The sequence below is a fragment of the Pseudoalteromonas carrageenovora IAM 12662 genome (assembly GCF_900239935.1).
GTDB classification, from domain to species: domain Bacteria; phylum Pseudomonadota; class Gammaproteobacteria; order Enterobacterales; family Alteromonadaceae; genus Pseudoalteromonas; species Pseudoalteromonas carrageenovora.
Genome location: NZ_LT965928.1, coordinates 1193379 through 1216874, shown reverse-complemented (window position 1 = coordinate 1216874; position 23496 = coordinate 1193379). Strand labels below are relative to the sequence as shown.

Sequence of the window (23496 nt, the reverse complement as noted above, 5' to 3'; positions counted from 1 at the left end):
AACAAGTATTTTTACTCGTAACGAGTGATTTTTAGCATTGATAAAAGCTTTAGTCATTTCAAGCTGTTTTACTATGGTTATAACTAGTTAAGCACAGTAATTTAATTAAAAAGTACAACTGTACTTTTTTCAGATAAAATAGAACAACTGTACTTATTTGGCATAATTATGAAGCAAATTTATTTTAATCAGAGTAAACCACCCAGGTTTGCTAAAGTCACTAAAGCGGCAACATTTGGTTTAACTAAAACGTTCCCAAAATTGAGTGCTCGCCTTGCCATAAAGGTGTTTTGTAACCCGCATAGCAGGCGCCAATACGACTTTAGAACCAATATTCAACCAATAAATATTAAGCTTAATACTCAATTAGGTGCTATTAATTTGTATTACTTTAGCCAAGAGGGAAACAGTAAAACGGTGTTTCTTTCACACGGCTGGGCAGATAGCACAAACCGCTTTACTGCATTAATAAATGAACTGATAGAAAAAGGCTTTAATGTGTATTCAATCGATCACATTGGCCATGGTTATTCACACGGTAAAGTTTCTCATTTATACGGTTACATGCAGGGCTTAACCGCTGCATTTAATTATTTTGATGAGCAAAATATACTTATAGACAGAGTCGTTACTCACTCTATGGGCGGCGTTGCTTTATTAAATTTAGATAGCTCATTTTTAAATGAACAAAAAAATAGTGATGATTTCTGCCCCTGCGCAAATTTTTGAAGCTATGTTTGAAAAAGTAAAACAAGTAGGCATTTCTGAGCTTATGTTAGAAAATATGCTTAACAAGGTATCTGAGCAATACGGTATTAATTGGCAACACCTTCACCCAGATAACTCTAAGCATAAAATTAATGAGCATATGCTTTTCATCCATGATAAAAATGACTCTGTTGCTAACTTTGAAGCTATAAAACAGTTAACAGATAACACGCCTGCTACACTTATTGCCACTGAGAAACTTGGCCACGTTAGAATTTTAAAAAGCCAATATGTGTACGATCAAATAACAACGTTCATGAGCTAAAAATGAAAAAAAGTGAGAGCACTAAGCTATATATTTTACAAAAAGGAATGGCCTTTGCGGCTAAATACGGCTTATACAGTATATCCATTGGTAAAATAGCAGCCGCGGCAAATATGTCCCGTACGGGAGTGATCTCACATTTTGCTAATAAAGAAGATATGCAAGTTGCTATATTAGCCTTCACAGAGGAAGAATTTAAAAAACAAGTTGTTGAACCATCTATTGATAAAGATGCATTAGTGCACTTGAATAACTTTCAGCAAAAATGGTTACAATGGCTAAGTTTTTTAGAAAACTGCTGCCCTGATCAGCATACAAGTTGCCCACTAATTAAGGCCTCTATTGAATTCAAAGCAGACCCAAATTGTTTAGTAAGGCAATTTATGCAAGATCAGCAAGCCAGAATGATTAATTACCTCACTAAACTTGCAGTTAACTGCCAAGAGCAAGGCTATTTTAGTAACGATAAAGAGCCAAGTATTTTTGCTTATGAGTTTTACGGTTTATACACAGGGCATGTTGTGCAAACAAGCTTAATAAATAACCCTACGCTTGCGCATACTTATGAAAAAGTGGTGAGTGGTTTAATTACTCGATATATGTGTAATACCAATCGGCATAAATCTTTGATCAATTTAACGAATTAAATTGCACTATAACGTCGTTAAAAATTTTTTATTTAGAACAACTAGGTACAAAAATTTTTGCCTAGGTCTAGCGTAATTTTCTTAACATTAAATAGACCTCATATATAAGCAAATTGGTATAAGTAAAAAATTAATCTGATCTGTTTATGCGCTCTTAGGAGCAAAAATAATAATAGCCATACCCAGTAAGGCAACTGCTGCGCCCACTACATCCCATACTGTAAGCTTTACGCCATCAACTACCCATAACCAGAGCAATGCCACGCAGACATAAACACCGCCATACGCGGCATAAACACGCCCCGCTGCCACAGGGTGTAAAGTTAACAACCAAGCAAATAATGCCAAACTGATTGCAGCTGGTATCAAAAGTAATATGGATTTATCTTCTTTGAGCCACAGGTAGGGTAAATAACAGCCAATAATTTCAGCAAGAGCAGTAATAATAAATAGCGCGATAGTTTTTACTTCAAACATAAAACCTCACGTAATTTAAATAAGAGAACATAGCAAAACTAAGTAACCAAAAAAGTTACTTAGCTATATAGCCCTAAATAGGCGTAATAAATCTCTTAACCACTATTTAGATTAAACAGATCACTCAGCTAAGGCCACTTCGGCCAACTTCATTGTACTTTCGAACGACTTAGTACCAGCAATAAATAAACCGTTATGACAAAATACAGCGTCATCTAAGCCTGTTTCAACTTGAAACTCTTCATCAGATAAACCAGCCCACGCTTTAGGGAGTGACTTTCTATCTTCAAATGAGCCAGGCTCAACCGGCACAGTTTGTAATATCCACTGCCCTGAATGAGACGGATAAACCATGAATAATGCGTCACTTGATAAAATATGGACTGTTTTTTTCCATGGAGTATATTTTTCAAGTACGATGACTCTAGCATCTTCGGCATTTTCAATTGCTTTGGCAACAATTGCTTTTGCATTTACACTACCATGGGCTGAGGCAATAAAACGTGTTAGTAAACGTGCTGCAAAATCGACGGCTTCATTAAAGCACTCATCAAAGTTGCCTTCTTCTTCCCATGTTGGGTTAAACATAGAAAGCGTTTGGCTAAGGGTTATCCCCTCAACAACACCTTTAACATAGCCACAATCTATAGCATCAATGTTAGAAACTAAACCAGAGTCGACTCTATCAGCCACGGCTTGGTTATTATCACACAGTGCTAAACCGTATTTTTTCCAAATTAAGCCAAATGACGAATACGGTGTACCGTTTTCACGCTCGCCCGCACCACCACGTTGGTGATGATCAAACCGGCCTGTATCTGGGTTATATTCACCGCCTACATCAACAACAATATCAGCACTTTCTATCAATGCTTTATCGCGAGTACGTACCAGTTTAAAAGAAGGTAAAACATGTTTTAGTACTGCAATACTAAACACATCGTCTGCATGAAAATTGCCGCTGTGGGTTACTACTGTTATTTCGCTCATTTGCTTATTGCTACTTTTAAAAAAGATAAAAATTCTCGCTTTGTGTATTACCAATAATTTACAAGGCAGATTTTATACGAAGACAAGAGTTAAAAACAGTGAAGTATTTTTACAAATAGATATAAGCTATTCATATAGGGGTAGGACGTTTATTGCTAAGCAACAATAAAAGATGAAAGTGCACGACATATTTTGTATATGCCGCGGGTTTATAGGCTCTTATTGATTAAGCCCTAATTCCATAAATACACTTTGCGGGTTATCGACATATGAGCCAAAGCTACCGCAACGTTTAAAGCCTAAATTTTCATATAAATTGATTGATTGAGTTTGTTTAGGGCCTGTTTCTAAACGAATTAGTGGTATTTTTTTCTCGCCCGCCTGATGCAATAAAATTTGCATAATACGTCTTGATAGCCCTTTACCACGGTGGCTTGGTTTTACATATAAGCGCCTAATTTCACCATAAGGTTGGGTATCAAACTTTTCGACAATAGCACCGCAGGCAATAATACCTTCATCGGTTTTTAAGCCTATTGCATATACATTGGGTAAAGTTAACTCTTCTAACTCAAGAGACTGCGCTGTTGCAACAGGGTATAAAGAATTTATAAGTCGGTCTATATCGTCAAATACGTTAACTACATCGGGATCACTTGGATTCAAATCGACTAACTGCATAAAGCTTCCATTCATTGTTATAAGTTTATTAAGCTTTAAATAAAATATTTAAGCGAACGTAGCTTAGCATTGTTTAACTGAAAAATCTTTACTCCTTATCGCCCATATCATGTTCCATATCTCAGCTATAAAACTAAAAATAAATAGCCAATACCTATTACGAAATTAAACTATGAACATCACTTTTATCATTATGCCATTTTAAATAGTGTGCTTTAGGCATCGGTTTTGCAATTAAATAACCTTGGATTGAATCAATATTCATTTTGCTAAGTACTTCGTATTGCGCTGCTGTTTCGACGCCTTCGGCAACGACAACTAAATTTAGGCTTTTACCTAAACTAATTATGGTTTGCGCTATGCTAAACCCTTTAGCCTGATCCAATATTTTATCGATGAAACTTTTATCAATTTTTAACTCTTTTACCGGAAATGCGCTTAAGTACGTTAAGCACGAATAACCAGTACCAAAATCATCAATAGAAAATACAAAACCTGCCGAAATTAGCTCTTTCATTTGCACTATTGTGTGTTCTATATCACTTGAAAGCATAGATTCTGTTATTTCTAATTTAATTTGAGATGCTTCAACACCAAACTCTTTAATAGTGCTAAACAACTCTTTTTTTAAGTTAGAAGAGTTAAATTGGCTTTGGCTAATATTTATTGAAACACTAAACGAATTATCGATTGTATTAGTACTTTTAAGCTCATTAATTAACTTACAAATATCGCGCAGAACGACATTTTGTAGACTTTGAATAAGGCCGTATTGCTCTGCTATAGGGATAAATTCGTTTGGTGCTATTAACCCTTTTTTAGGATGATTCCACCTAATAAGTGCCTCAGCACCAACAACCTTACCTAATTGATTAACTTGCGGCTGAAAATAAGCACAAAACTCGTTAGACGCAATAGCCCTTACTATATCGGTTTCAAGCTCGGTTTGTTTTTCAAGCAGTGTTTGCAAGGCTGGGTCGTAAAAGCTGCTACTATTGCCGCCTTTATTTTTAGAGCGATACATAGCAGTATCGGCAAATTTTAAAATATTATCCGTTTGTGCGTTTACGCTATCAATAAGGCAAATACCAATGCTACAACTTACTTGAAAAGCAAGTTCGCCTATTTCAAATTTTTCATGAAATACGCTTTGAATTTTTGTAGCGAGCACTTTGCATTCATGACTCGCTTGCTGCGTATTTTTGCCCACGTGCTCTAATAAAATTATAAACTCATCGCCACCCGCTCTGGCTAATGTATCTGAGCTTTTAATTATTGTATTTAACCTTTTTGATAACTCTACAAGTACTTCATCGCCTGCGCTGTGCCCAAGTGAATCATTAATTCGTTTAAAGTTATCTAGATCTAAAAATAATAAAGCACCAATGTCATTACTTTGCTTAATACTCTCAACACACAGGCTTAATTTATCACCAAGCAAACGCCTATTTGGTAAATTTGTTAGTGGGTCATAAAAAGCAAGTTTATGCACTTCTTGCTCTGCTTTTTTTCTGATTGATATATCTCTTGCCATCCACACTACATGCCGCTGTGATGGATTGTCTGTGTGATAATCATCTAAAGCAGCAGCTCTGCCTTCAAATACGACCTTTCCCTTAGGAACATCTAATTCGTATTCAAAAATTTGCATTTCGTTAGTAGCGAGCGTTTTTTTAATAACTGCCATAATCATTTGAGCGTCTTTTATAGGCAATAAATTATTAACATTTTGTCCAATAAGGTCGCTTGTAGACTCTAGTAATAACTCATTAGATGTACCGTATATATCAGTATAAACACCTTCCTCACTTAATATTAAAATAAGATCGGGCATCACTTTAGTAAAAGCTTTAAATTTTTCATTACTTTGCTGCAAGCTAGCAAGGAGTTGCTTAGTTTTTTTTAGCTCGTTATTTTTTTCAAGCGCAATACTTGAAAAGTGAACAAAGAAGTCAATTAGCTCTAAGTCAACCTTGGTAGGAGCTTTAGGCCTTCCATGATAGATAGCGAAAGTCCCAAGCAATTCCCCATGAGTAGAGAATACTGGCGTTGACCAACATGATCGTAAATCGAAACGTAAGGCAAGATCTTTAAAATTGTCCCAAAGTGGAGAAATTTCGATATCTTCCACAATTGTACGTAATTTTGTAAATGCTGCAGTTCCACAAGAGCCAACTTTATCTCCTATATAAACTCCATTTATTAAATCACAATATTCTTGGGGTATCGTAGGAGCTGCAAAATGAAATAGCTGCTTACCTTGTCGCGATAAAATGGAACACATAGCCGTTTTATCATCGATTATTTCTTCAATCGCTAAACAAATCTCGGTCAGTACTTCACTTAGAGGTGCCCCTAGCGCAATTTTTGATAATATGACTTGTTGGTGAGATAAAAGCTTTTTTAGCCGAGCTACATTCATATTTAACCTTCAGACCTTTCTTTGTACACATTGAAACAACAAAACTCTCCAAAAGACGCTTTCTCTTAAATAATATAGTTCAGTATAGTTATGATATTTAAGTTTATTATTTAATTTTAGAAAACTTACTAAATCTATACCCGCTAAATAACATTGCATATTTTTAAACACTTGTCATCGTTATGTAAACATAAGTTACATCACAGAGCCTAACACTTTGTTACTTAAAAGTGCTGTTCAAATTTATTAAGCTATTTATACTGCTGATAATGGTAAAAAATTTATGAGGTTATAGTGCAAATCACTCAAGGTATGGAATATTTTTTTTCTGGGTTTAAATTAATTAGCCAAAAAGGGCTTAAGCGATTTGTGCTTATTCCGCTTTTAATTAATATTTTACTTTTTGGTAGCTCCTTATTCTTTTTATTTGGCTGGCTAAGTGATGGTTTTAGTTACATTAATAGTATGCTTCCCGAGTGGTTAAGTTGGTTAGAGTGGCTAATGTGGCCTATTGCAGTGCTGGTGGTGCTGTTTAGCTACAGTATGATATTTACAGTAATTACTAATTTTATTGCCGCGCCTTTTAATGGGTTGCTCAGTGAAAAAGTAGAGCTCTATTTAACCGGTCAAAAAATTAATGACGATGGTTTTAAAGAAATAGTAAAAGATGTCCCTAGAATGCTGGGACGTGAATGGACCAAACTTTGTTATTACCTGCCACGCGCAATTGGCTTTTTTATCTTACTGTGGATATTGCCTGTAATTGGCCAAGTATTATGGGTGCTTTTTACCTGTTGGATGTATGCCGTGCAATATAAAGATTTTGCTTTTGATAACCATAAAATCGGCTTTAAGCAAATGAAAGACGATTTAAAATCGAAGCAAGGTTTATCTTACGGATTTGGTTTTGCAGTTATGTTGCTAACCGCGATCCCGTTTATAAACCTAATCGTTATGCCTGTGGCTGTATGCGGTGCAACACGTTTATGGGTTGATAATTATCGGCCAAAGTACCGCGCTAATTAAAGGCATATTGCCTTTAAAAGGTTTAACAGCCAAAAATAAAAAAGCACCTAAGGTGCTTTTTTTAATCTATTTTTAAAGCGATAAACTCAAGCGTTGCTCGCCTTGGCAACGCAACACTTTGCTTATCTACTTCTTCAAAGCTTTTAATCAAAATATTAAAGTGCTGATTGTTAAAATTTACGGATGTAACTTCACCAATTTTTATGCTGTGATTTTGCTGCTGATCAAACAGCGTTAGTGTTTTGCCTTTTACACGCTCTACATATAAATAAGGTGTTTGGTATGGCATTTTTAAACGAATAACATTGGTTTTACTTAACTCATGTACCGCCACCCAATTTTGATTCTGTATTAACGTATTATAACTACTCATGCCTTCAGGCTGATAAGCAACATCTTGGGTTATAACACATGTTTTACAGCCATCAACTGATTCAACACGCCAGTCCACGGCTGTATTTTTATAATACAAATTATCATTTTTTAGTAACCACTCACGTGTATTATTAGTATCGCTACACGCGATAAGTAAGCTTAAAAAACTACTACAAATAATAAGCCTAATGCCTAGACCTTGCTTCATACTATTGCTCTCTAATTGCTTTTAATTCAGCAATAATTGCACTACTTGGTTGCGCTTCTTTTATATATTTGGGCAAGGTTTCAATATTTGCAGGTGAACTTTGTATATTATTCACCTTACTATTATTAGTATTTGGTACGCCAAACCGATTACCTGCACTTTGCATATAAAACTGCAGATTGATCATGCTCCACTCATCTACATCACTTAATATTGATATAGTATTGTCTTGGTTAGTATCAAAGCTTGTTAAGCTTTCGGTGTTAATTGCGTTACAGTTAAAATCAACAGGGAGTGAGCCGTCTCGATTTAAACCCTGTACTTCAAGTATTGTACTCTCATCTAAATTTGCTGAGCTACCACTTGAGTAATCAATAATAAAGTCATCTGTAGAGCCTAAATGACTATTGGTATTTGGTGTAATATCGCAACTAGCATTACCTGGATAAAAACGCTCATAATAACGATCGCCTTCGTTATTACCTATTGTTGATAAGCCTGCTAATTGATATAAATAGTTCATAGAGCTTAGGTGATTAGGCTTAAAATTAACTTCTTCATTACCGCCATGATATAAGCCTAAGTTATGCCCTAACTCATGAAATATTGTTGATGCCTGATAATTATGAGTTACATTGGTTGCTACTTGCGTATCAAGCGTTAAACCCCAACCACCCATAGTGACCATTAAATCATTACCGCTTATTTCAGCAATACCCGACCCACTAATACTGCCGTCTTCATTCCCACTACTGGCCATTAATAAGTAATGGAAAATAGGTCTTCGGGTTATATCGGTGTATTCCATTTTATAAACAAACAAACTCGGGCTGCTTAAGTCATATTCAAATGGCGTGTAATCATTAAAGGGCACCGTATTTCCGCCACCTAAATCAAAGTTTTGCGGTGCCGTGTTTGTGTTTTGATCAAATAAATCGCCCACGTCAAAGTGAACTGTATAGCCTTTTTCTGCAAATACAGCGACTACTTTTTCAAGTGCAGTTCGATGCGGAGTGATGCCTACATCACTGCTATCCATATAATCGACTTCAATAAATATATCTTTTTGTGAGGTGCGCGCTCCCCACTCATAAAGCGGTAAGCCTGCAAATGTTGTACCCTCCTGCTCAGCACAATCAGGAATACCATCCTCATCATCGTCTACGGTACAGCTGATATTGTTTGGCCCAGCGGGTGTATTAAACACAGAATAACTCCAATCAGTACTTTGATTAGTGTCTGTAGCATTAAGTTCGCGCCTTAAGCTGCCCCCTTGTTCAGAAAGGATCTGCTCTGAATTGCCTCCTTGCCATTGCGATGACGTTACAGGCTCTTGTGATGAGTTTCCAAATTTTACAAAGTCGATTGTTTGCGTACCCGTGCTATTTAAAATTTCTGCAAAGCCGTTTATGTACCAATAAGGTCTAACTTCATCATTTGCATTACCTATAAGCGCTATTTTAGGATTATTCAGTGATGCATTTGCTAAAAATTCATCTCCAAACTTACTTTGTAAAATAAGATATTCACCATTTTCAAGCTCTTTGTTAGGCAATGGAAATATCGTCTCTGCGCTAGTCGAGCTATCAACCATATTAATACTACGAGTTTTAAGCGCATAACTCTGCAAGTTTACCGCAGCTCCCGTGCCGTTATAAATTTCAATCCAAGGCAGGTCGTTACTAAATTGCACAGAAGAGATTTCCGTTATTTTTATATCTTGGCTTGAAGTAGTAAAAGAAGTAACTGTTTGCGTTTCAATGGCCGTGTCATCAAAATTAACTAAATCAGACGTTACACGCACACTGTATTGAGTATTTTCGCTAAACGTGGCCGTTAAATTTACACTATGAAAATACATGCTAGTATCGCTCGTCGTGCCCGATAAACTCTCTACATTAAGTGCCAAACATGTTGAAAAGCTATCGGCCGATATTTGCACACTTCCAGCACATGCCCCCTCGCTTGTATTTGTTTCTAACGAACTAGTTAGCATAATGTCTGAAAACGAAATACTAACAGGGGAATCAACTAACACCGGCTCACTACTATTTAGGGGCGTAACACTACTTATTGTTGCAGGCGTAGAGTCAACGATAGTAATGTTTAGGAGGAAATTTATTGTATCTTCACCATCAGAGGCACTCAAAGTGTAGCTTTGTGAAGAAATACTATTACTAGATGGTGTGTAATTAAATATAAGCGATTGTGAATCGACAACACTAATTTGTGCGCCATTTAAATCATCTGGAAAGGTAACTTGTACAGTATCGTTATCGGCATCGTTTATAACCAAACCAAACTGTGTAGTTTGGTTGTACTGTACATTAATACTCGCATCTTGCGCTGTGGGCGGATTATTGGGTGCAAGTATAACAACTGTTTTTTGAGTACTATTTGTGGCGCTGTCGTTATCTGTCGCTATAGCTACAAATGTAATATTGGTGTCTTGTGCGACTGTAGGGGCATTAAAACTAATACTTGTACTTGTTTGTGTTATATCAACAACAGGTCCATTAGTTTGCTGCCAAGTAATACTATTTATTGTGCCGTCACTATCTTGCGCCTCTGCGGTAAGTGTTACTAGTTCATTTTGCTCCGCCTGCTCTGGAGCCGTTATACTTATTGTGGGTGCAGTGTTTAATTGTGTTATCAAAACAGTTGTACTTGCTTGAGCACTACTTGCAGAATTATCAGTAACGGTAACGCTAAACCCAAGTGTTATATTTTCAGCTGCATTAGGAGCCGTAAAACTCAATACTCCATCCGTTTGTGAAAATTCAACACTGTCACCTGCTGATTGAACCCACGTAATAGAACTAATTGTGCCATCGGTATCTTGGGCGTTAGCAACTAAATCAACTTGTGTATTTGCAAGTGCGCTACTTGGCCCTGTTATATTAACTGTTGGTGGATTATTTTGATTGGTAATGGTTCCGGAAAATACTTGCTCAGTAGAGGCACCAGCATTATCGGTCACGGTTACAGAAAAGCTAAAGCTAGTATCTTGTGAAACACTTGGAGCAGTTGCCGTTAGCGTGTTGCCATTAGCAGTAAATGTAAATTCAGGACCGCTTAGCTGTTGCCATTGGTAACTTGATATTTGACCATCACTATCACTAGCTTGCGCTGTAATAGTAAATGATTGGTTAGCAACAATAACATTGCTGCTAATACTGAGTGTAACAACTGGAGCGGCATTGCCGGATGAATCACTAGAGTCGCTACTCCCTCCTCCGCCACAACCTGTTATTAAAAGTGATAAAAAAAGTAAACCGAGATATTTTATTAGATTGTTTTTTACCACTTGTGAGCCTCTACTTGTTAACTATACAAATTTTGTGGCACCTTAGTAACGTTTAAATGAACGGTTATTTCCTCACGATCGTGGTACAAGTGCTTAGCTTGTAACTCATAGCTTATACCATATTTAGCAAGCTGCTCTTTAATCATCGTCAGGCATTCATAAACACTATCAAAGCGTTTTTTCATAGGCAGCTTCAAGTTAAATATCAGCTCTTTTGCGTATGCATTTACTGCCCAGTCAATCATTAGGTTAGTCACTTTGGTCGGTTTTTCCACCATATCGCATACTAACCAGTCAATATTTCTTTTTTCTGGGCGGTATTTAAAGCCATCGGCTCTAAAATGTTTCACTTGTCCGGTTTCCATTAAATCTTCGTTCATTGGGCCGTTATCAATTGCGCTTACAAACATACCTCGGCGAACTAACTGATAAGTCCACCCGCCAGGGCACGCTCCTAAGTCAACCCCGCGCATTCCAGCTGCTACACGTGTTTCTCGTTGTTGCTCTGGGATAAATACATTAAAGGCTTCATCAAGCTTAAGCGTTGAGCGACTTGGCCCATCACTTGGCATACGCAGGCGTAATATGCCCATAAAATAGGCTGAGTTATTGAAGCTATATGAATAGCCTACGTAAGCTGTGTTATTCGTTAAAAATAGTGCGTGCATTACAGGACGGTTAGCTTTTGGCTCACGTAAAACAATATTTTTCTTTTCGAGGGCTTTTTTAAGTGGTGTTGATATTTTTTTACAAAACGTTAAAAGCTCTTTGCCTTCATTTGTATCGGGGGTTTCTACGCGTAGCTCTGAGCATAATGTAAAATCTTTAGCAGCTTCAACCACTGCACTTACCCTATCTTCTACAGGCATATTTTCAACTAATTTACCGGCAAACCACTGGCGGGCAAATACCATATTTTTAAAATCGACTTTTTTGATTATTTCGTCGCTATGGTGTGCTTCAAAGCACTCATAAACAACATAGCCGGTATTTGGTTTGGCTTTTACATAACCTGCAAAACCTTGCTCGGCAGCATGAAACGTTATTTCAGCAGCAGCATCACTTTCAAAACCACTACGACAGTAAATCACAACACAAGACATATTAACCCTTAAACTCTTTAAAACTTAAATCGTGCAACTTGCACTAAAATAACAATCCAACCAATAATAAAACATAATCCGCCAAGCGGTGTTATTGGCCCTAGCCACTTCATTCCACTAAGCGCAAGTAAATATAAGCTGCCACTAAAAAGTAGTGTGCCAGCTATAAAAAAGCCACCAGCCCAACTTAAATTTATACCCCATTTAATTAAAATGGCCAGCGCAATAAGCGCAAGGCCATGAACCATTTGATACTCAGCAGCCGTTTTAAATACACCTAAAGAATATTCAGATAAACGACTTTTTAAACCATGCGCGGCAAACGCCCCTAACATAACCGACAGCATACAAAAGATACTTCCGGTCATTAAAAATAGTTTGATCATTTCTGCTCCACTATGTGTTTTATAAATTCAATAGCACTAAATGCCGCTGCTTTGAGGTTCTCTTGTTCAGTTACTCCACTTTTTTTACGTGGTTTTAATGAATGATCCCCGTCGGTCAGCCACACAAAACTCGGCTGTTTGGGCATAGCGAGGGTTTTAAGCTCTTCACGCGTACCAAATGTATCTCGCTCGCCTTGCAATACTAAAAATGGGCAATGAATATCGCCAAAGTGTTCTGTGCGAAGCTTCTCTGGTTTGCCTGGCGGGTGAAATGGGTAACCAAACGCAATAACGCCTTTAACAGGCTGCTTAGTCGTACATGCAAGCATTGAAGCCATCCGCCCTCCCATTGATTTACCACCTATAAACAGGGGTAAATTTGGCTGCGTTTGCGTTAAAGTTTGCTCATAATAAGTCAGTAACTTAGGGGCACGTTCAGGCGGTCTACGTTTGTTGGTTTGTTTTGCAATTTGCATATATTCAAAATCAAATAAGCCTACATCTACGCCTTGCTCGCTTATCGTTTTTGCCATGTATTGCATAAAATCAGAATCACTACCAGCGCCGGCACCATGTGCAAATATAAACTGCGCAATAGCAGGCTGTGTTGTACCTTCAAACCACTCAATCATTATTAATACTCTTGTTCTTGCTCTACTAAGCTTAACATCCACTCTTTAAACGACACTATTTTACCTAGCTCTGTTTGCGACTCTCTAAGCACTAAATAATAAGCGTTTTTACTTTCAAGGCTGTGACTAAACGGAATAACTAAGCGCCCTGCGTCTATATCGGGCTTAGCTAACACACTGTTACCAATAGCAACACCTTGGCCATGTACCGCAGCTTGTAACACCATAGATGAGTGGCTAAATATAGGCCCTTGGTTAACTTGTACGTTTCGCACTCCGGCGGTTTTCATCCATGTTTTCCAATTTTTACGCGTGGTGTCATGCAACAAGGTGTGATGTGCTAAATCACTGGGTTGATCAAGTGGTTTAGGCCCACTTAATAACATTGGGCTACACAATGGCACTAGATACTCTGTATGGAGCTTATACGCCTGTACGCCACTCCAGTGACCTCGTCCATAGTAAATAGCTATATCTACGTCATCTGTTAAAGAGTTTTCATCTTGATCTTGCGCTTTTATTCGCACATCAATTTCAGGATGTAGCTCATTAAACAAGCTTAAACGAGGTACAAGCCACTGAATCGCAAAGCTAGGGGTTAAGCTCACCGTTAAAGAACCTTTTGCACCACGTGCTAAGAGTTTTTCGGTGGCATCAATAAGCTGAGTAAAAATTTCTTTAATATCTAAAAAATAGCCTTGGCCTTCTTCAGTTAATAATAAAGAGCGGTTTTTACGTAGAAACAGCTTTAAGCCTAAATGCTCTTCTAGTGTTTTTATTTGATGACTGACTGCCGCCTGCGTAACGTAGAGCTCTTCTGCGGCTTTAGTAAAACTCAAATGCCGTGCAGCCGCTTCAAAGGCTTTTAATGCGTTTAATGGAGGAACCCGTCTTGACATAGTAACCAAGCTTAGAATTAGTTTTTCTTATGCGTGAGATTATATACACCATCTATGTGTGTGTATATTAATGGCATAAAAAAAGCGACCTGAGTCGCTTTTAAATCTACCTCTTTAAAGGTAATTAATTATAAATCACTGGCACTTGTATCAAGCGGTGCAAAGCTTTTAATTAAATCGTCTACCGCTTTCATTTGCGATAGGTAACCTTCTAATTTACTAAGTGCAAGCGCACATGGGCCATCACACTTAGCTTCATTAGGGTTTGGATGCGCCTCAATAAATAAGCCAGCAATTCCAAGCGCCATACCGCTGCGAGCAAGTTCAGCAGCTTGAGCACGACGACCATCAGCCGAATCTGCACGGCCACCTGGGCGTTGTAATGCATGCGTTGCATCAAAAATAACAGGCGCCATTGCTTTCATGTCATCCATGCCTAGCATATCAACGACTAAGTTATTATACCCAAAGCTTGAACCACGCTCACACAAAGCAACATTGTTGTTACCCGCTTCATTAAATTTAGTAATGATATGACGCATTTCGTGTGGTGCTAAAAACTGTGGTTTTTTCACATTAATAATCGCACCTGTTTTAGCCATTGCTACCACTAAGTCGGTTTGACGTGCTAAAAAAGCAGGTAATTGAATTACATCAACCACTTCAGCAACAGGCGCAGCTTGATGCGGCTCGTGTACATCAGTGATTAATGGGATATTAAAGGTATTTTTAATCTCTTCAAATATTTTTAAGCCCTCTTCCATACCTGGACCACGGTAAGAATTAATTGAAGAGCGGTTTGCTTTATCAAACGACGCTTTAAATACATAAGGGATATTTAGCTTTGTGGTTACTTCAACATAGTGCTCCGCAACACGCATTGCTAAATCACGAGACTCTAAAACGTTAATACCACCAAACAGTACAAATGGTTTGTCATTTGCCAGTTCAATTTCATTAATATTAATAACTTGGTTGTTCATTTAAATTCCTTAAGGTGCAACTGCTTGCATCATTAATCCACAAATATAAGCCATATAAGTACCCACACCATAGCCAAGTACCGCAAGCAATACACCAACCGGTGCAAGCGACGGATGAAACGCAGATGCAACGACAGGCGCAGATGCAGCACCGCCCACATTAGCTTGTGAACCCACTGCCATATAAAATAAAGGTGCTTTAATTAACTTTGCCACAATAAGCATTAAGCTTGCATGGGTTAGCATCCATATACCACCAATTAAAAATAACCCTGGGTTACTAAATATAGCGGTTACGTTCATGTGTAAACCAATTGAGGCAACTAAAATATATAAAAAACTTGAAGCCACTTTTGATGCACCAAAGGCTTCAATTTGTCTTACTTTAGTAAATGACAAACTAATACCAATCGTGGTTGAAATAACAATTAACCAAAAGAACTTACTGTTTAAACTGTACTCTTTAGCCCAGGCATAGTTATTAGCAAAAAACGGCCCTAAAAAGTCGGCGCAAAAATGAGCCAAACCAGTAATACCAAATGCAATTGCAATAATGGTCATGTAGTCATTAAGAGTTGGCATACGTGCATGCTCTGCATGGTACTTTTCAACGCGGTTTTTTAGATCTTCAATCGCCGTGGTATCTGCACCTGTAGCGGCATCAATTTTTTTATGATTAGCCGCCATTAATAATAAAACAGCCATCCAAATATTTGCCACAATTACATCTACAGTTACCATAACTGAAAATATATCGCCGCCCACTTCAAACATCTCTTTCATTGAGGCTTGATTTGCGCCACCGCCAATCCAGCTGCCAGCAACAGTTGTCATACCGCGCCAAACGGCTTCAGGACCGTGACCGCCCACTAAATCAGGATTAAATACACTCACTACTAAAATAGATAGCGGCCCACCAATTACAATACCCAGTGTGCCCACTAAAAACATAATAAGTGCTTTAGGGCCTAGATTTAAAATTGCTTTTAAATCAATACTAATAGTGAGCAATATTAAACACGCTGGTAATAAATAGCGTGATGCAACGTAATAAACGTTTGAGCTATGGCCATCTACAATACCAAAGGTATTTAATAACGAAGGCAGAAAGTAACACAGCAATAATGCCGGTACGTATTTGTAAAATGCTTTTAGTTTTGGGTTTTCACTACTTGAGGTTTTAAATATAAACCCCAAAATTATAGCAAGTAAACCAAGTACAACAGCATCATTAGTAATTAATGCAGTGTGGGTGTCAGCCATAGTTATTCCTATTCTTAATGGTGTGTTTTATTATTATCTTCTAGTTCTTCTATTTGATGCTGAATAATCTCAATTGCAGGATCATCTGGGCACTCATCAACAAAAAACTGTAAATCGTCACGTGCCATTTTAGGGCAATCAAGCTGATTGAGTAAGTAACCTCTGTCGCGTCTCTCATACGGGTCATCGCCTAATAGCTCCATTAGCATTTCTACACAGGTTAAAGCGTGACCAAATTTATTTTCACTTATGAAAGACCACTTTTGCTGGGCTAAAAACAGCTTGTACAATTCATCATCAAAAATTAGCTCTAAAGGTTCTTGTTCTTGACCCTCTTCTTCATCAGCATTTTCAGGGATAATGTACCAGCTTTGCTGTCCACTGCTTGGCTCAATTATGTACCCTTCTTCATCACTTATAGCAACATGCACGCCTACATCACCTTGGGTAATGCTTAAATTTGCGTCAAGATTTGCTTGTTGTAAAAAATGACAAAGTAGAATAGCTAATGTGGTTGGCGTACCACTACGCATTGAGAGCGTGTAACTTAAAGTATTTAGTTTGTACTCTGGTACTTTTAAGCTTGAAGCGCTAAATAGCCAATCGCTGTAAAACACATCTAATAATTTTTCGAGACGATCGTGCTCATCACTTACTTTTAAGCACAGCGCTGTAATTTGCTGCTCAAAGTCAGTGAGAGTTTCATAACATGGTGTTAAATCTATTTGAGGGTCCCATTTTGACTCAGCTTTAATACAGCGGTAAATCGCTGGAGGAGTAAACTCATCGTAAGCATCATCAAGATAGGATTCATCGTGTTCATCAAACCCGAGGGTAGTCATTCATACTGCAACATTTTAGAAAACGAAGGCGTAGTTTACCTAATTTTAAAGTCAGATACCAATAGTGTCATGTCTTGAATTTATAAGGGAGGGAGTAAAAATTGGGCTTCACCAATCAGTAAAGCCCAAGCAATTAAATATAACTTAAAACAATAAAGCCGACTTAGACGTTGCCAAATAACCAATCGCTAAAATAACAGCAGTGTTTACTAAAACATAAATGATTTTAGCAACCATATTAGTTTGCCTTGCACTTTTAACCCCAATTGCAATGTATATAACAACTAATACTATTTTTTCTAACAGCCAAAGCTGTTCAAATGGATTAATTTTAGCCATAAAAACAAGAGTTAAAGCAGATACTAGTAACAGCGTATCTATACTATGGCTGCCAATCATCACCACTTTATTTTTTGCTAATTTACCGCTACCCATTCGCGAAAAAGCGCGAACATAAAATAAAATCACACTCAATAACGCAATAGCCATGTGCGAGTGTTTTACTGCTATATAATCCATATGCCTCTAATCTTCTGTTTTAATAAAACTAGTCAGGATAACGGCTAAGTACCGTCTCTAACTCATTTAGCTTCTCATTAAACACTTCAACCAATTTTGGCTCAAAGTGTGTGCCTTTTTGGCCGTTAATTTCATCAACAACATTTTGCAATGTCCAAGACTCTTTATAACATCGTTTATGGCGCAGTGCATCGTATACATCGGCAAGCGCAACAATTCGGCCAAAAACATTTATTTCATCACCTTTTAGCCCTTGCGGATAGCCAGAGCCATCCCACTTTTCGTGGTGCTCTTTTGCTATAATGGCTCCGGCACTAACAATTTCATGTGGAGAATCTTTTAAAATAACATACCCTTTATCAGTATGGGTTTTCATTATTTCCCATTCTTGAGCATCTAATTTTGCAGGCTTATTTAATACCGCATCCGGAATGCCCACCTTACCTACATCATGCAGCGGCGATGCGAGCCTAACTAAATCGGCATCGTGTTTAGATAACCCGTAACCCTGGGCTAATATATGGCAAATATGTGCAACTCGTTTAACATGATTACCTGTTTCTGTTGAACGCTGTTCAACAGCTTCACTAAGCCTATACACAAGCTCTTGCTGGGTTGCTTCTATTTCAGATTGCAGCTGAACATTTTCAAACGCAAGTTGCACGTTTTGAGAAAAAATTTCAATTAAATGTCGCTGTGTAGGTGTTAAATCTTTTGGAATACCTGATATAAACAACATGGAGTTGTGATTGTACTCACTGCTGCAATACGCAAATAAGTAATTGTCTTTATAAATAATGCTCTTTTCATTAAGCGCTTGTTGGCAGGCACTTAATTGTTCTGTTTGTAAAACATCTTCAAGCTCTTTACCTTCACTTTGCTCAAAATCACCAGTACCAGAGCATACAATGAGCTTTTTATTATTTTCTTGTTCAGGGTTTTGGGCAACTAAAGTCGTTGCATACATAGCTTGATCGGCAATACCTAATAAAGACGTTAATTGCTGCATGACTCCTTCAATAAAGTTTTCTATTGAATGAGCTGAGAATATATCGCGAGAAGCGGTGATTATTCTTTTCCAGCCCTTCGCGAGATTGCTCAATCGAAATAATGTCGCGGTATGAACGCAGGCTCGACATGATTACAGTAAATAGCTTTTGAGCAGTAAGCTCAGTTTTTGATTTGTAATCGTTAATATCGTAATTAATAATTACTTGGCGTTCAGGGGCTTGGCCTGGCTGGCCGGTTCTTAAAATAATTCGTATATGATTATTTTTAGCCTCTTCGCGAATAAACTTAGCAACTTGTAAACCAGCGTCGTCAGTTTCCATTACTACATCAAGCAGTACAATAGCTGCATCTGGATGCTCTTTAACAAGCTCTTTTGCTTCAGCACCCGAATAAGCGCTAATAAACTCTAAACGTTTGTCTTGAAACTCAAAGTCACTTAATGCAAGTTTAATAACAGCATGAACTTCAGGCTCATCATCAACGATTAATACTTTCCAGGTACCGTGTTCAATCTCATTGACCGACTCTTCTGGTTCATCTGAAAATAAAAAATCACCCATCATAATAGGAATTCCTTCATGGCATTATTTAACGCACTAGTAGGCAATTATTATTCTTTAGGGCCACTGTGCAAGCGTTACACGGTCATTGTTACCAAAGTCTTTAACTGTTTTAATATTTATAAACGCCATCTCTTTAAACAAATGACGAACAGCTTCAGCTTGCTCAAAACCGTGTTCTATTAAAAGATAGCCACTAGATAGCAAATAGTCACGTGATTGTGTAATTATTTGTTTAATATCAGACATTCCGGCGTCATCGGCCACTAATGCTGATAGAGGCTCAAACCTAACATCACCTTGATTAAGGTGTATATCATCTTGTTCAATATAAGGAGGGTTAGTGACAATTAAATTAAATCTCTCGCCTTGCAAAGCACTAAACCAATTACTTTGCTTAACGTCTACATTATTAATACCTAGACGCTGCTGATTTTTATTAGCAAGTGCTACCGCTTCAGTTACTCTATCTACCGCTATTATTTGCCAATTAGGCATCTCGCAGCCTAATGCAAGCGCTATTGCACCTGTTCCCGTGCCTAAATCAAGTACTTTTGCAGTATCGAGCATAACCAAGTTTAATGCGCATTCAACCAAGGTTTCAGTATCAGGGCGAGGAATTAGCGTTGTTGCATTTACTTCAAGCGACAAGCTCCAAAACTCACGCAGCCCTGTAATGTGGGCCACTGGCTCACCTTTTAAACGCCTTTGAAGAAATACATTAAATTGCGACTGCTGCTCATTACTAAGCGCATGCTCTGGCCAAGTAAAAAGGTAGCTACGAGGTTTTTGAAGTATATGAAGAAGTAAAACTTGTGCGTCTAATTTGGCGCTTTCGCTGCTAGATGCTAATAAATCAGCACCTGCAGCAATTGCTTGTTCAAGAGTTAGGCTCACTATTAATCGTCGCCCATCGCAGCCAATAAATCTGCCTGATGTTCTTGCATTAATGGGTCTACAATTGCACCTAAATCACCCGCTACTACTTCATTTAAACGATAAAGCGTTAAATTAATACGGTGATCGGTAATACGACCTTGTGGGTAATTGTAAGTACGGATACGCTCAGAACGATCACCGCTACCAACTAAGTTACGACGCTCAGAGGCCTCTGCAGCATGGCGCTTTTCATCTTCAGCTTGTTGTAAACGCGCTGCAAGTACTGACATCGCTTTAGCACGGTTTTTATGTTGCGAACGCTCATCCTGACACTCAACCACAACACCGGTTGGTAAATGCGTAATACGGATTGCTGAGTCAGTTTTATTTACGTGCTGACCACCAGCGCCCGACGCCCTAAAAGTATCTACTTTTATATCGGCGGTGTTAATTTCAATCGCTTCTGCTTCTGGCACTTCTGCCATTACTGCTACAGTACATGCAGAAGTATGCACGCGCCCTTGCGATTCAGTTTCTGGTACACGTTGAACACGGTGTACACCTGATTCAAACTTAAGCTTACCGTAAACGCCTTCACCACTAATATTCGCGATGACTTCTTTATAACCGCCGTGTTCACCTTCGTTAGTAGTAACCACTTCAAGTTTCCATTTTTGCGTTTCAGCAAAACGGCTGTACATTCTAAATAAATCACCAGCAAATATAGCCGCTTCATCACCACCTGTACCTGCGCGCACTTCTAAAAATACATTGTTATTATCTTTAGGATCTTTAGGTAACATTAATACTTGAAGTTCATCTTCTAGTGTTAAAATTTGCGCTTTAGCTTCTTTATATTCTTCTTGCGCCATTTCACGCATTTCAGGGTCTGAATCTTTAAGCATTTCTTCAGCACTGGCTAAATCATCTTGTGTACCCTTGAACGATAAAAACGTCTTAACGATTTCTTCAAGCTCCGAATACTCTTTAGAAAGCGCACGAAAACGGTTTTGATCACTAATGACCGACGGGTCGCTTAGCAGCGCTTGTACTTCTTCATAACGCTCTACTAAGGTTTCTAACTTATTATAAACAGACTCTTTCATTTAACGGTTATTCCTGATCAATACCTAACATTTTTTTCAACTGGTTTAGCTGTGCCACTTCACCTTTTTTCGCTGCATCTTGAATAGCACGGGTAGGCGCGTGCATTAAGCGATTGGTTAATTTATTGGCGAGCTCTAATATAATTTTTTCTGCATCTTTACCTGTATTTAGCTGACTAACAGCACGTTCTACAAGTTCTGATTTAATTGTTTGTACATCATTTCTATAATGGCGAATTAAATCGACCGAATCGAGCGAGCGCATCCACATTGCAAACTCTTTGGTGCGTTCGCTAATAATTATTTGTGCTTGCTGTGCAGCTTGCTCCCGAGCGGCCATATTCTCGCTTACAATGGCTTGTAAGTCATCAACGGAATATAAATAGGCAGCATCAAGCTCCCCTACTTGGCTTTCAATATCACGTGGTACTGCAATATCTATAAATAGCATAGGTTTATGGCGGCGCTGCTTTAATGCCTGCTCAACAACACCTTTACCTATAATTGGTAAAGTACTGGCTGTCGAACTGATTACAATATCGGCCTTATGCAAACGCTCTGGTAATTGCGCTAAAGCAATTACATCTGCCGACACTTCGTCGGCTAAACCACGAGCACGCTCAATGGTTCTGTTTGCCACCGTAATATTTTGTGGCTCATTTTGGTATAAATGCTTTGCAACTAATTCTATTGTTTCGCCAGCACCAATTAATAAAACATTGGTTTTATCAAGCTTACCGTAAATGTGCTTTGCTAAATTAACCGCAGCAAACGCCACCGATACCGCACTTGCGCCTATATCGGTTTCTGTTCTAACTTGTTTAGCAACCGAAAACGTTTTTTGGAACAACCTATCAAATGTAACGCCTATAGCATCATGCGTTTTAGCACTAAAAAAAGATTGCTTAATTTGCCCCAAAATTTGCGGCTCGCCCAACACTAAAGAGTCAAGCCCACACGCAACACGCATTAAATGATTTATAGCTGCGCTATCTTCGTGACAGTAAATATTTTTACTCAGTTCATGTTCATCCAAACCATGGAAACTGGCAAGCCACGATAACAGTGTTTGGGAATTTTGCTGAGCAAGGCTACAATAGATTTCGGTTCGGTTACAGGTAGACACAATAACCGCTTCATTAAAGTCGGCATGGCCACTTAATTGTTGCAACGCCTCTGAAATTTGCTCAGGCGAAAAAGCCACTTTTTCACGTAGTTCTACGGATGCGGTTTTGTGATTTATACCTAGTGCTATTATGGTCATATTTGCCAAATATTGCTGAGCCCTACTTTAAAGGCGGCAATTTTACCAAAAATCAGCGGAATATGGAAAGTAAGGAACAACATTTGATTCGACAATATTTGATTTTATTCATGTTTTTTTTGTTTTTGGGGGGCTGTGCTCATCAAATTGATACAAAAACAACACTTTATGATGATTGGAAACCACGTCTTAGTGCGCAAAAAACTTGGCTGGTGGAAGGGAAACTTGCTTTTATAAGTCCAGAAGAACGCCAATCTGCAAACTTAAATTGGCAGCAAACAGCAAAAACCAATAATTTAATTTTAACTACATTTATTGGTACTCGCATTTTATCACTCAAGCAAACAGTAAATGGGGCTGAGCTTGAATTTGATGGCGATGAGTATTTTGATACTAATGCCTCAGCACTTTTAAAACGCCTAACAGGCTTTACCCTACCAGTAGACAACGCCAATAATTGGCTAAAAGGCACCATAGAGGATCAAAGTTTAGTGGTTGATGAGCTAGGTCGTGCTAAACAAGTGTTGTGGTTTGATAAAACAGGTAAAAAGTGGCAAATAGATTATGGTACTTATATACAAAGTAATGGTTATTGGTTACCAACAAAGCTTACTTTGAAGCATCAACAAATAAAAATTAAAATTCAACTCTACGATTGGCAATTTAATTAATACCAATCCGCATAATTAAGTGATCTATTTTGAGGGCGGATAAACGTGTTGATAGCAAGGCAAAAAATTCGCTATTTAGTTGTTCTAAATGAGAATTTTTTAACGCAGATAGCGACACGTTTAGCCTCTGAAAATGATTAAGTATTATTGCGGATTGGTAAAACCAAAACTGGGTTAAAATATTAACTAACTTAGTTGAATCGTAAAACATT

At 38.0% G+C, this 23496-nt stretch carries 22 protein-coding genes and 1 pseudogene; 5 read left to right on the top strand and 18 right to left on the bottom strand.

Going from position 1 to position 23496, the window contains the following annotated elements; translation table 11 throughout:
• The first annotated feature begins 168 nt into the window (after window positions 1-168).
• Genes ALFOR1_RS05615 through ALFOR1_RS05605 form a run of 3 tightly spaced genes read left to right on the top strand, consistent with a single transcriptional unit; the run spans window position 169 to window position 1680 of the window.
• Window positions 169-729 (top strand): alpha/beta hydrolase, encoded by a 561-nt coding sequence (locus ALFOR1_RS05615; RefSeq protein WP_104642323.1) that lies wholly within the window; start codon window positions 169-171, stop codon window positions 727-729.
• Complete coding sequence (locus ALFOR1_RS05610; RefSeq protein ID WP_131692389.1) at window positions 683-1033, top strand: hypothetical protein; 351 nt, start codon at window positions 683-685, stop codon at window positions 1031-1033. Before ALFOR1_RS05615 ends, ALFOR1_RS05610 begins: the two co-directional genes overlap by 47 nt.
• A gap of 2 nt (window positions 1034-1035) precedes the next feature.
• Window positions 1036-1680, top strand: coding sequence for a TetR/AcrR family transcriptional regulator (locus tag ALFOR1_RS05605; RefSeq protein WP_104642321.1), 645 nt, complete (start codon window positions 1036-1038; stop codon window positions 1678-1680).
• Between the two features lie 144 nt (window positions 1681-1824).
• On the opposite strand, the gene ALFOR1_RS05600 is transcribed toward ALFOR1_RS05605, so the two are convergent.
• The 4 genes from ALFOR1_RS05600 to ALFOR1_RS05585 all read right to left on the bottom strand — a co-directional run bounded on the left by ALFOR1_RS05600 (window position 1825) and on the right by ALFOR1_RS05585 (window position 6250).
• Window positions 1825-2157: a YnfA family protein gene (locus ALFOR1_RS05600; RefSeq protein WP_058547476.1), complete on the bottom strand. Its 333-nt coding sequence runs from the start codon at window positions 2155-2157 to the stop codon at window positions 1825-1827.
• Between the two features lie 120 nt (window positions 2158-2277).
• Complete coding sequence (locus ALFOR1_RS05595) at window positions 2278-3147, bottom strand: MYG1 family protein (protein ID WP_104642320.1); 870 nt, start codon at window positions 3145-3147, stop codon at window positions 2278-2280.
• Window positions 3148-3366: 219 nt separating this feature from the next.
• Window positions 3367-3828, bottom strand: a complete 462-nt coding sequence (locus tag ALFOR1_RS05590) for a GNAT family N-acetyltransferase (RefSeq protein WP_104642319.1) — start codon at window positions 3826-3828, stop codon at window positions 3367-3369.
• 157 nt (window positions 3829-3985) lie between these two features.
• Window positions 3986-6250, bottom strand: a complete 2265-nt coding sequence (locus ALFOR1_RS05585) for a sensor domain-containing phosphodiesterase (RefSeq protein ID WP_104642318.1) — start codon at window positions 6248-6250, stop codon at window positions 3986-3988.
• Window positions 6251-6562: 312 nt separating this feature from the next.
• Here ALFOR1_RS05585 and cysZ point away from each other — a divergent pair, with 312 nt between their 5' ends.
• Entirely contained in the window at window positions 6563-7276 is a 714-nt protein-coding gene (gene cysZ / locus ALFOR1_RS05580; RefSeq protein ID WP_173827070.1) for a sulfate transporter CysZ, read from the top strand.
• A gap of 61 nt (window positions 7277-7337) precedes the next feature.
• Here the strand turns inward: cysZ and ALFOR1_RS05575 are convergent, their stop codons facing one another.
• From ALFOR1_RS05575 to hemA, 14 genes and pseudogenes are all read right to left on the bottom strand, one after another.
• Entirely contained in the window at window positions 7338-7859 is a 522-nt protein-coding gene (locus tag ALFOR1_RS05575; RefSeq protein ID WP_058547471.1) for a hypothetical protein, read from the bottom strand.
• 1 nt (window position 7860) lies between these two features.
• Window positions 7861-11166 (bottom strand): PKD domain-containing protein, encoded by a 3306-nt coding sequence (locus tag ALFOR1_RS05570; protein WP_104642317.1) that lies wholly within the window; start codon window positions 11164-11166, stop codon window positions 7861-7863.
• A gap of 17 nt (window positions 11167-11183) precedes the next feature.
• Window positions 11184-12269, bottom strand: coding sequence for a 23S rRNA (cytidine(2498)-2'-O)-methyltransferase RlmM (rlmM, locus tag ALFOR1_RS05565; protein ID WP_104642316.1), 1086 nt, complete (start codon window positions 12267-12269; stop codon window positions 11184-11186).
• Between the two features lie 17 nt (window positions 12270-12286).
• Window positions 12287-12655: a DUF423 domain-containing protein gene (locus tag ALFOR1_RS05560; RefSeq protein WP_165491311.1), complete on the bottom strand. Its 369-nt coding sequence runs from the start codon at window positions 12653-12655 to the stop codon at window positions 12287-12289.
• A complete protein-coding gene (locus ALFOR1_RS05555; RefSeq protein ID WP_104642315.1) occupies window positions 12652-13287 on the bottom strand; it encodes an alpha/beta family hydrolase in 636 nt (211 codons plus the stop codon). The genes ALFOR1_RS05560 and ALFOR1_RS05555 overlap by 4 nt, the downstream gene beginning before the upstream one ends.
• Window positions 13288-13289: 2 nt before the next feature.
• Window positions 13290-14186, bottom strand: a complete 897-nt coding sequence (locus ALFOR1_RS05550) for a transcriptional regulator GcvA (protein ID WP_104642314.1) — start codon at window positions 14184-14186, stop codon at window positions 13290-13292.
• Between the two features lie 128 nt (window positions 14187-14314).
• Window positions 14315-15169, bottom strand: a complete 855-nt coding sequence (gene kdsA / locus ALFOR1_RS05545) for a 3-deoxy-8-phosphooctulonate synthase (RefSeq protein ID WP_058547465.1) — start codon at window positions 15167-15169, stop codon at window positions 14315-14317.
• Between the two features lie 9 nt (window positions 15170-15178).
• Window positions 15179-16432, bottom strand: a complete 1254-nt coding sequence (locus ALFOR1_RS05540; RefSeq protein WP_104642313.1) for a DUF819 family protein — start codon at window positions 16430-16432, stop codon at window positions 15179-15181.
• Window positions 16433-16446: 14 nt separating this feature from the next.
• On the bottom strand, window positions 16447-17274 hold the full coding sequence (locus ALFOR1_RS05535) for a tetratricopeptide repeat protein (protein WP_058547463.1): 828 nt from the start codon (window positions 17272-17274) through the stop codon (window positions 16447-16449).
• Between the two features lie 144 nt (window positions 17275-17418).
• Window positions 17419-17793 (bottom strand): SirB2 family protein, encoded by a 375-nt coding sequence (locus tag ALFOR1_RS05530; protein WP_058547462.1) that lies wholly within the window; start codon window positions 17791-17793, stop codon window positions 17419-17421.
• 28 nt (window positions 17794-17821) lie between these two features.
• Window positions 17822-19367: pseudogene (locus ALFOR1_RS05525) on the bottom strand (DUF3369 domain-containing protein).
• Between the two features lie 54 nt (window positions 19368-19421).
• Window positions 19422-20261, bottom strand: coding sequence for a peptide chain release factor N(5)-glutamine methyltransferase (gene prmC / locus ALFOR1_RS05520; protein ID WP_104642312.1), 840 nt, complete (start codon window positions 20259-20261; stop codon window positions 19422-19424).
• Window positions 20262-20263: 2 nt separating this feature from the next.
• Window positions 20264-21349, bottom strand: coding sequence for a peptide chain release factor 1 (gene prfA, locus ALFOR1_RS05515; RefSeq protein WP_104642311.1), 1086 nt, complete (start codon window positions 21347-21349; stop codon window positions 20264-20266).
• A 7-nt stretch (window positions 21350-21356) separates the two neighbouring features.
• Window positions 21357-22613, bottom strand: a complete 1257-nt coding sequence (hemA, locus tag ALFOR1_RS05510) for a glutamyl-tRNA reductase (protein WP_171038440.1) — start codon at window positions 22611-22613, stop codon at window positions 21357-21359.
• 83 nt (window positions 22614-22696) lie between these two features.
• On the opposite strand from hemA, the gene lolB reads away from it, so the two are divergent.
• Window positions 22697-23284: a lipoprotein insertase outer membrane protein LolB gene (gene lolB / locus ALFOR1_RS05505; RefSeq protein ID WP_104642309.1), complete on the top strand. Its 588-nt coding sequence runs from the start codon at window positions 22697-22699 to the stop codon at window positions 23282-23284.
• The last annotated feature ends 212 nt before the right edge of the window (window positions 23285-23496 follow it).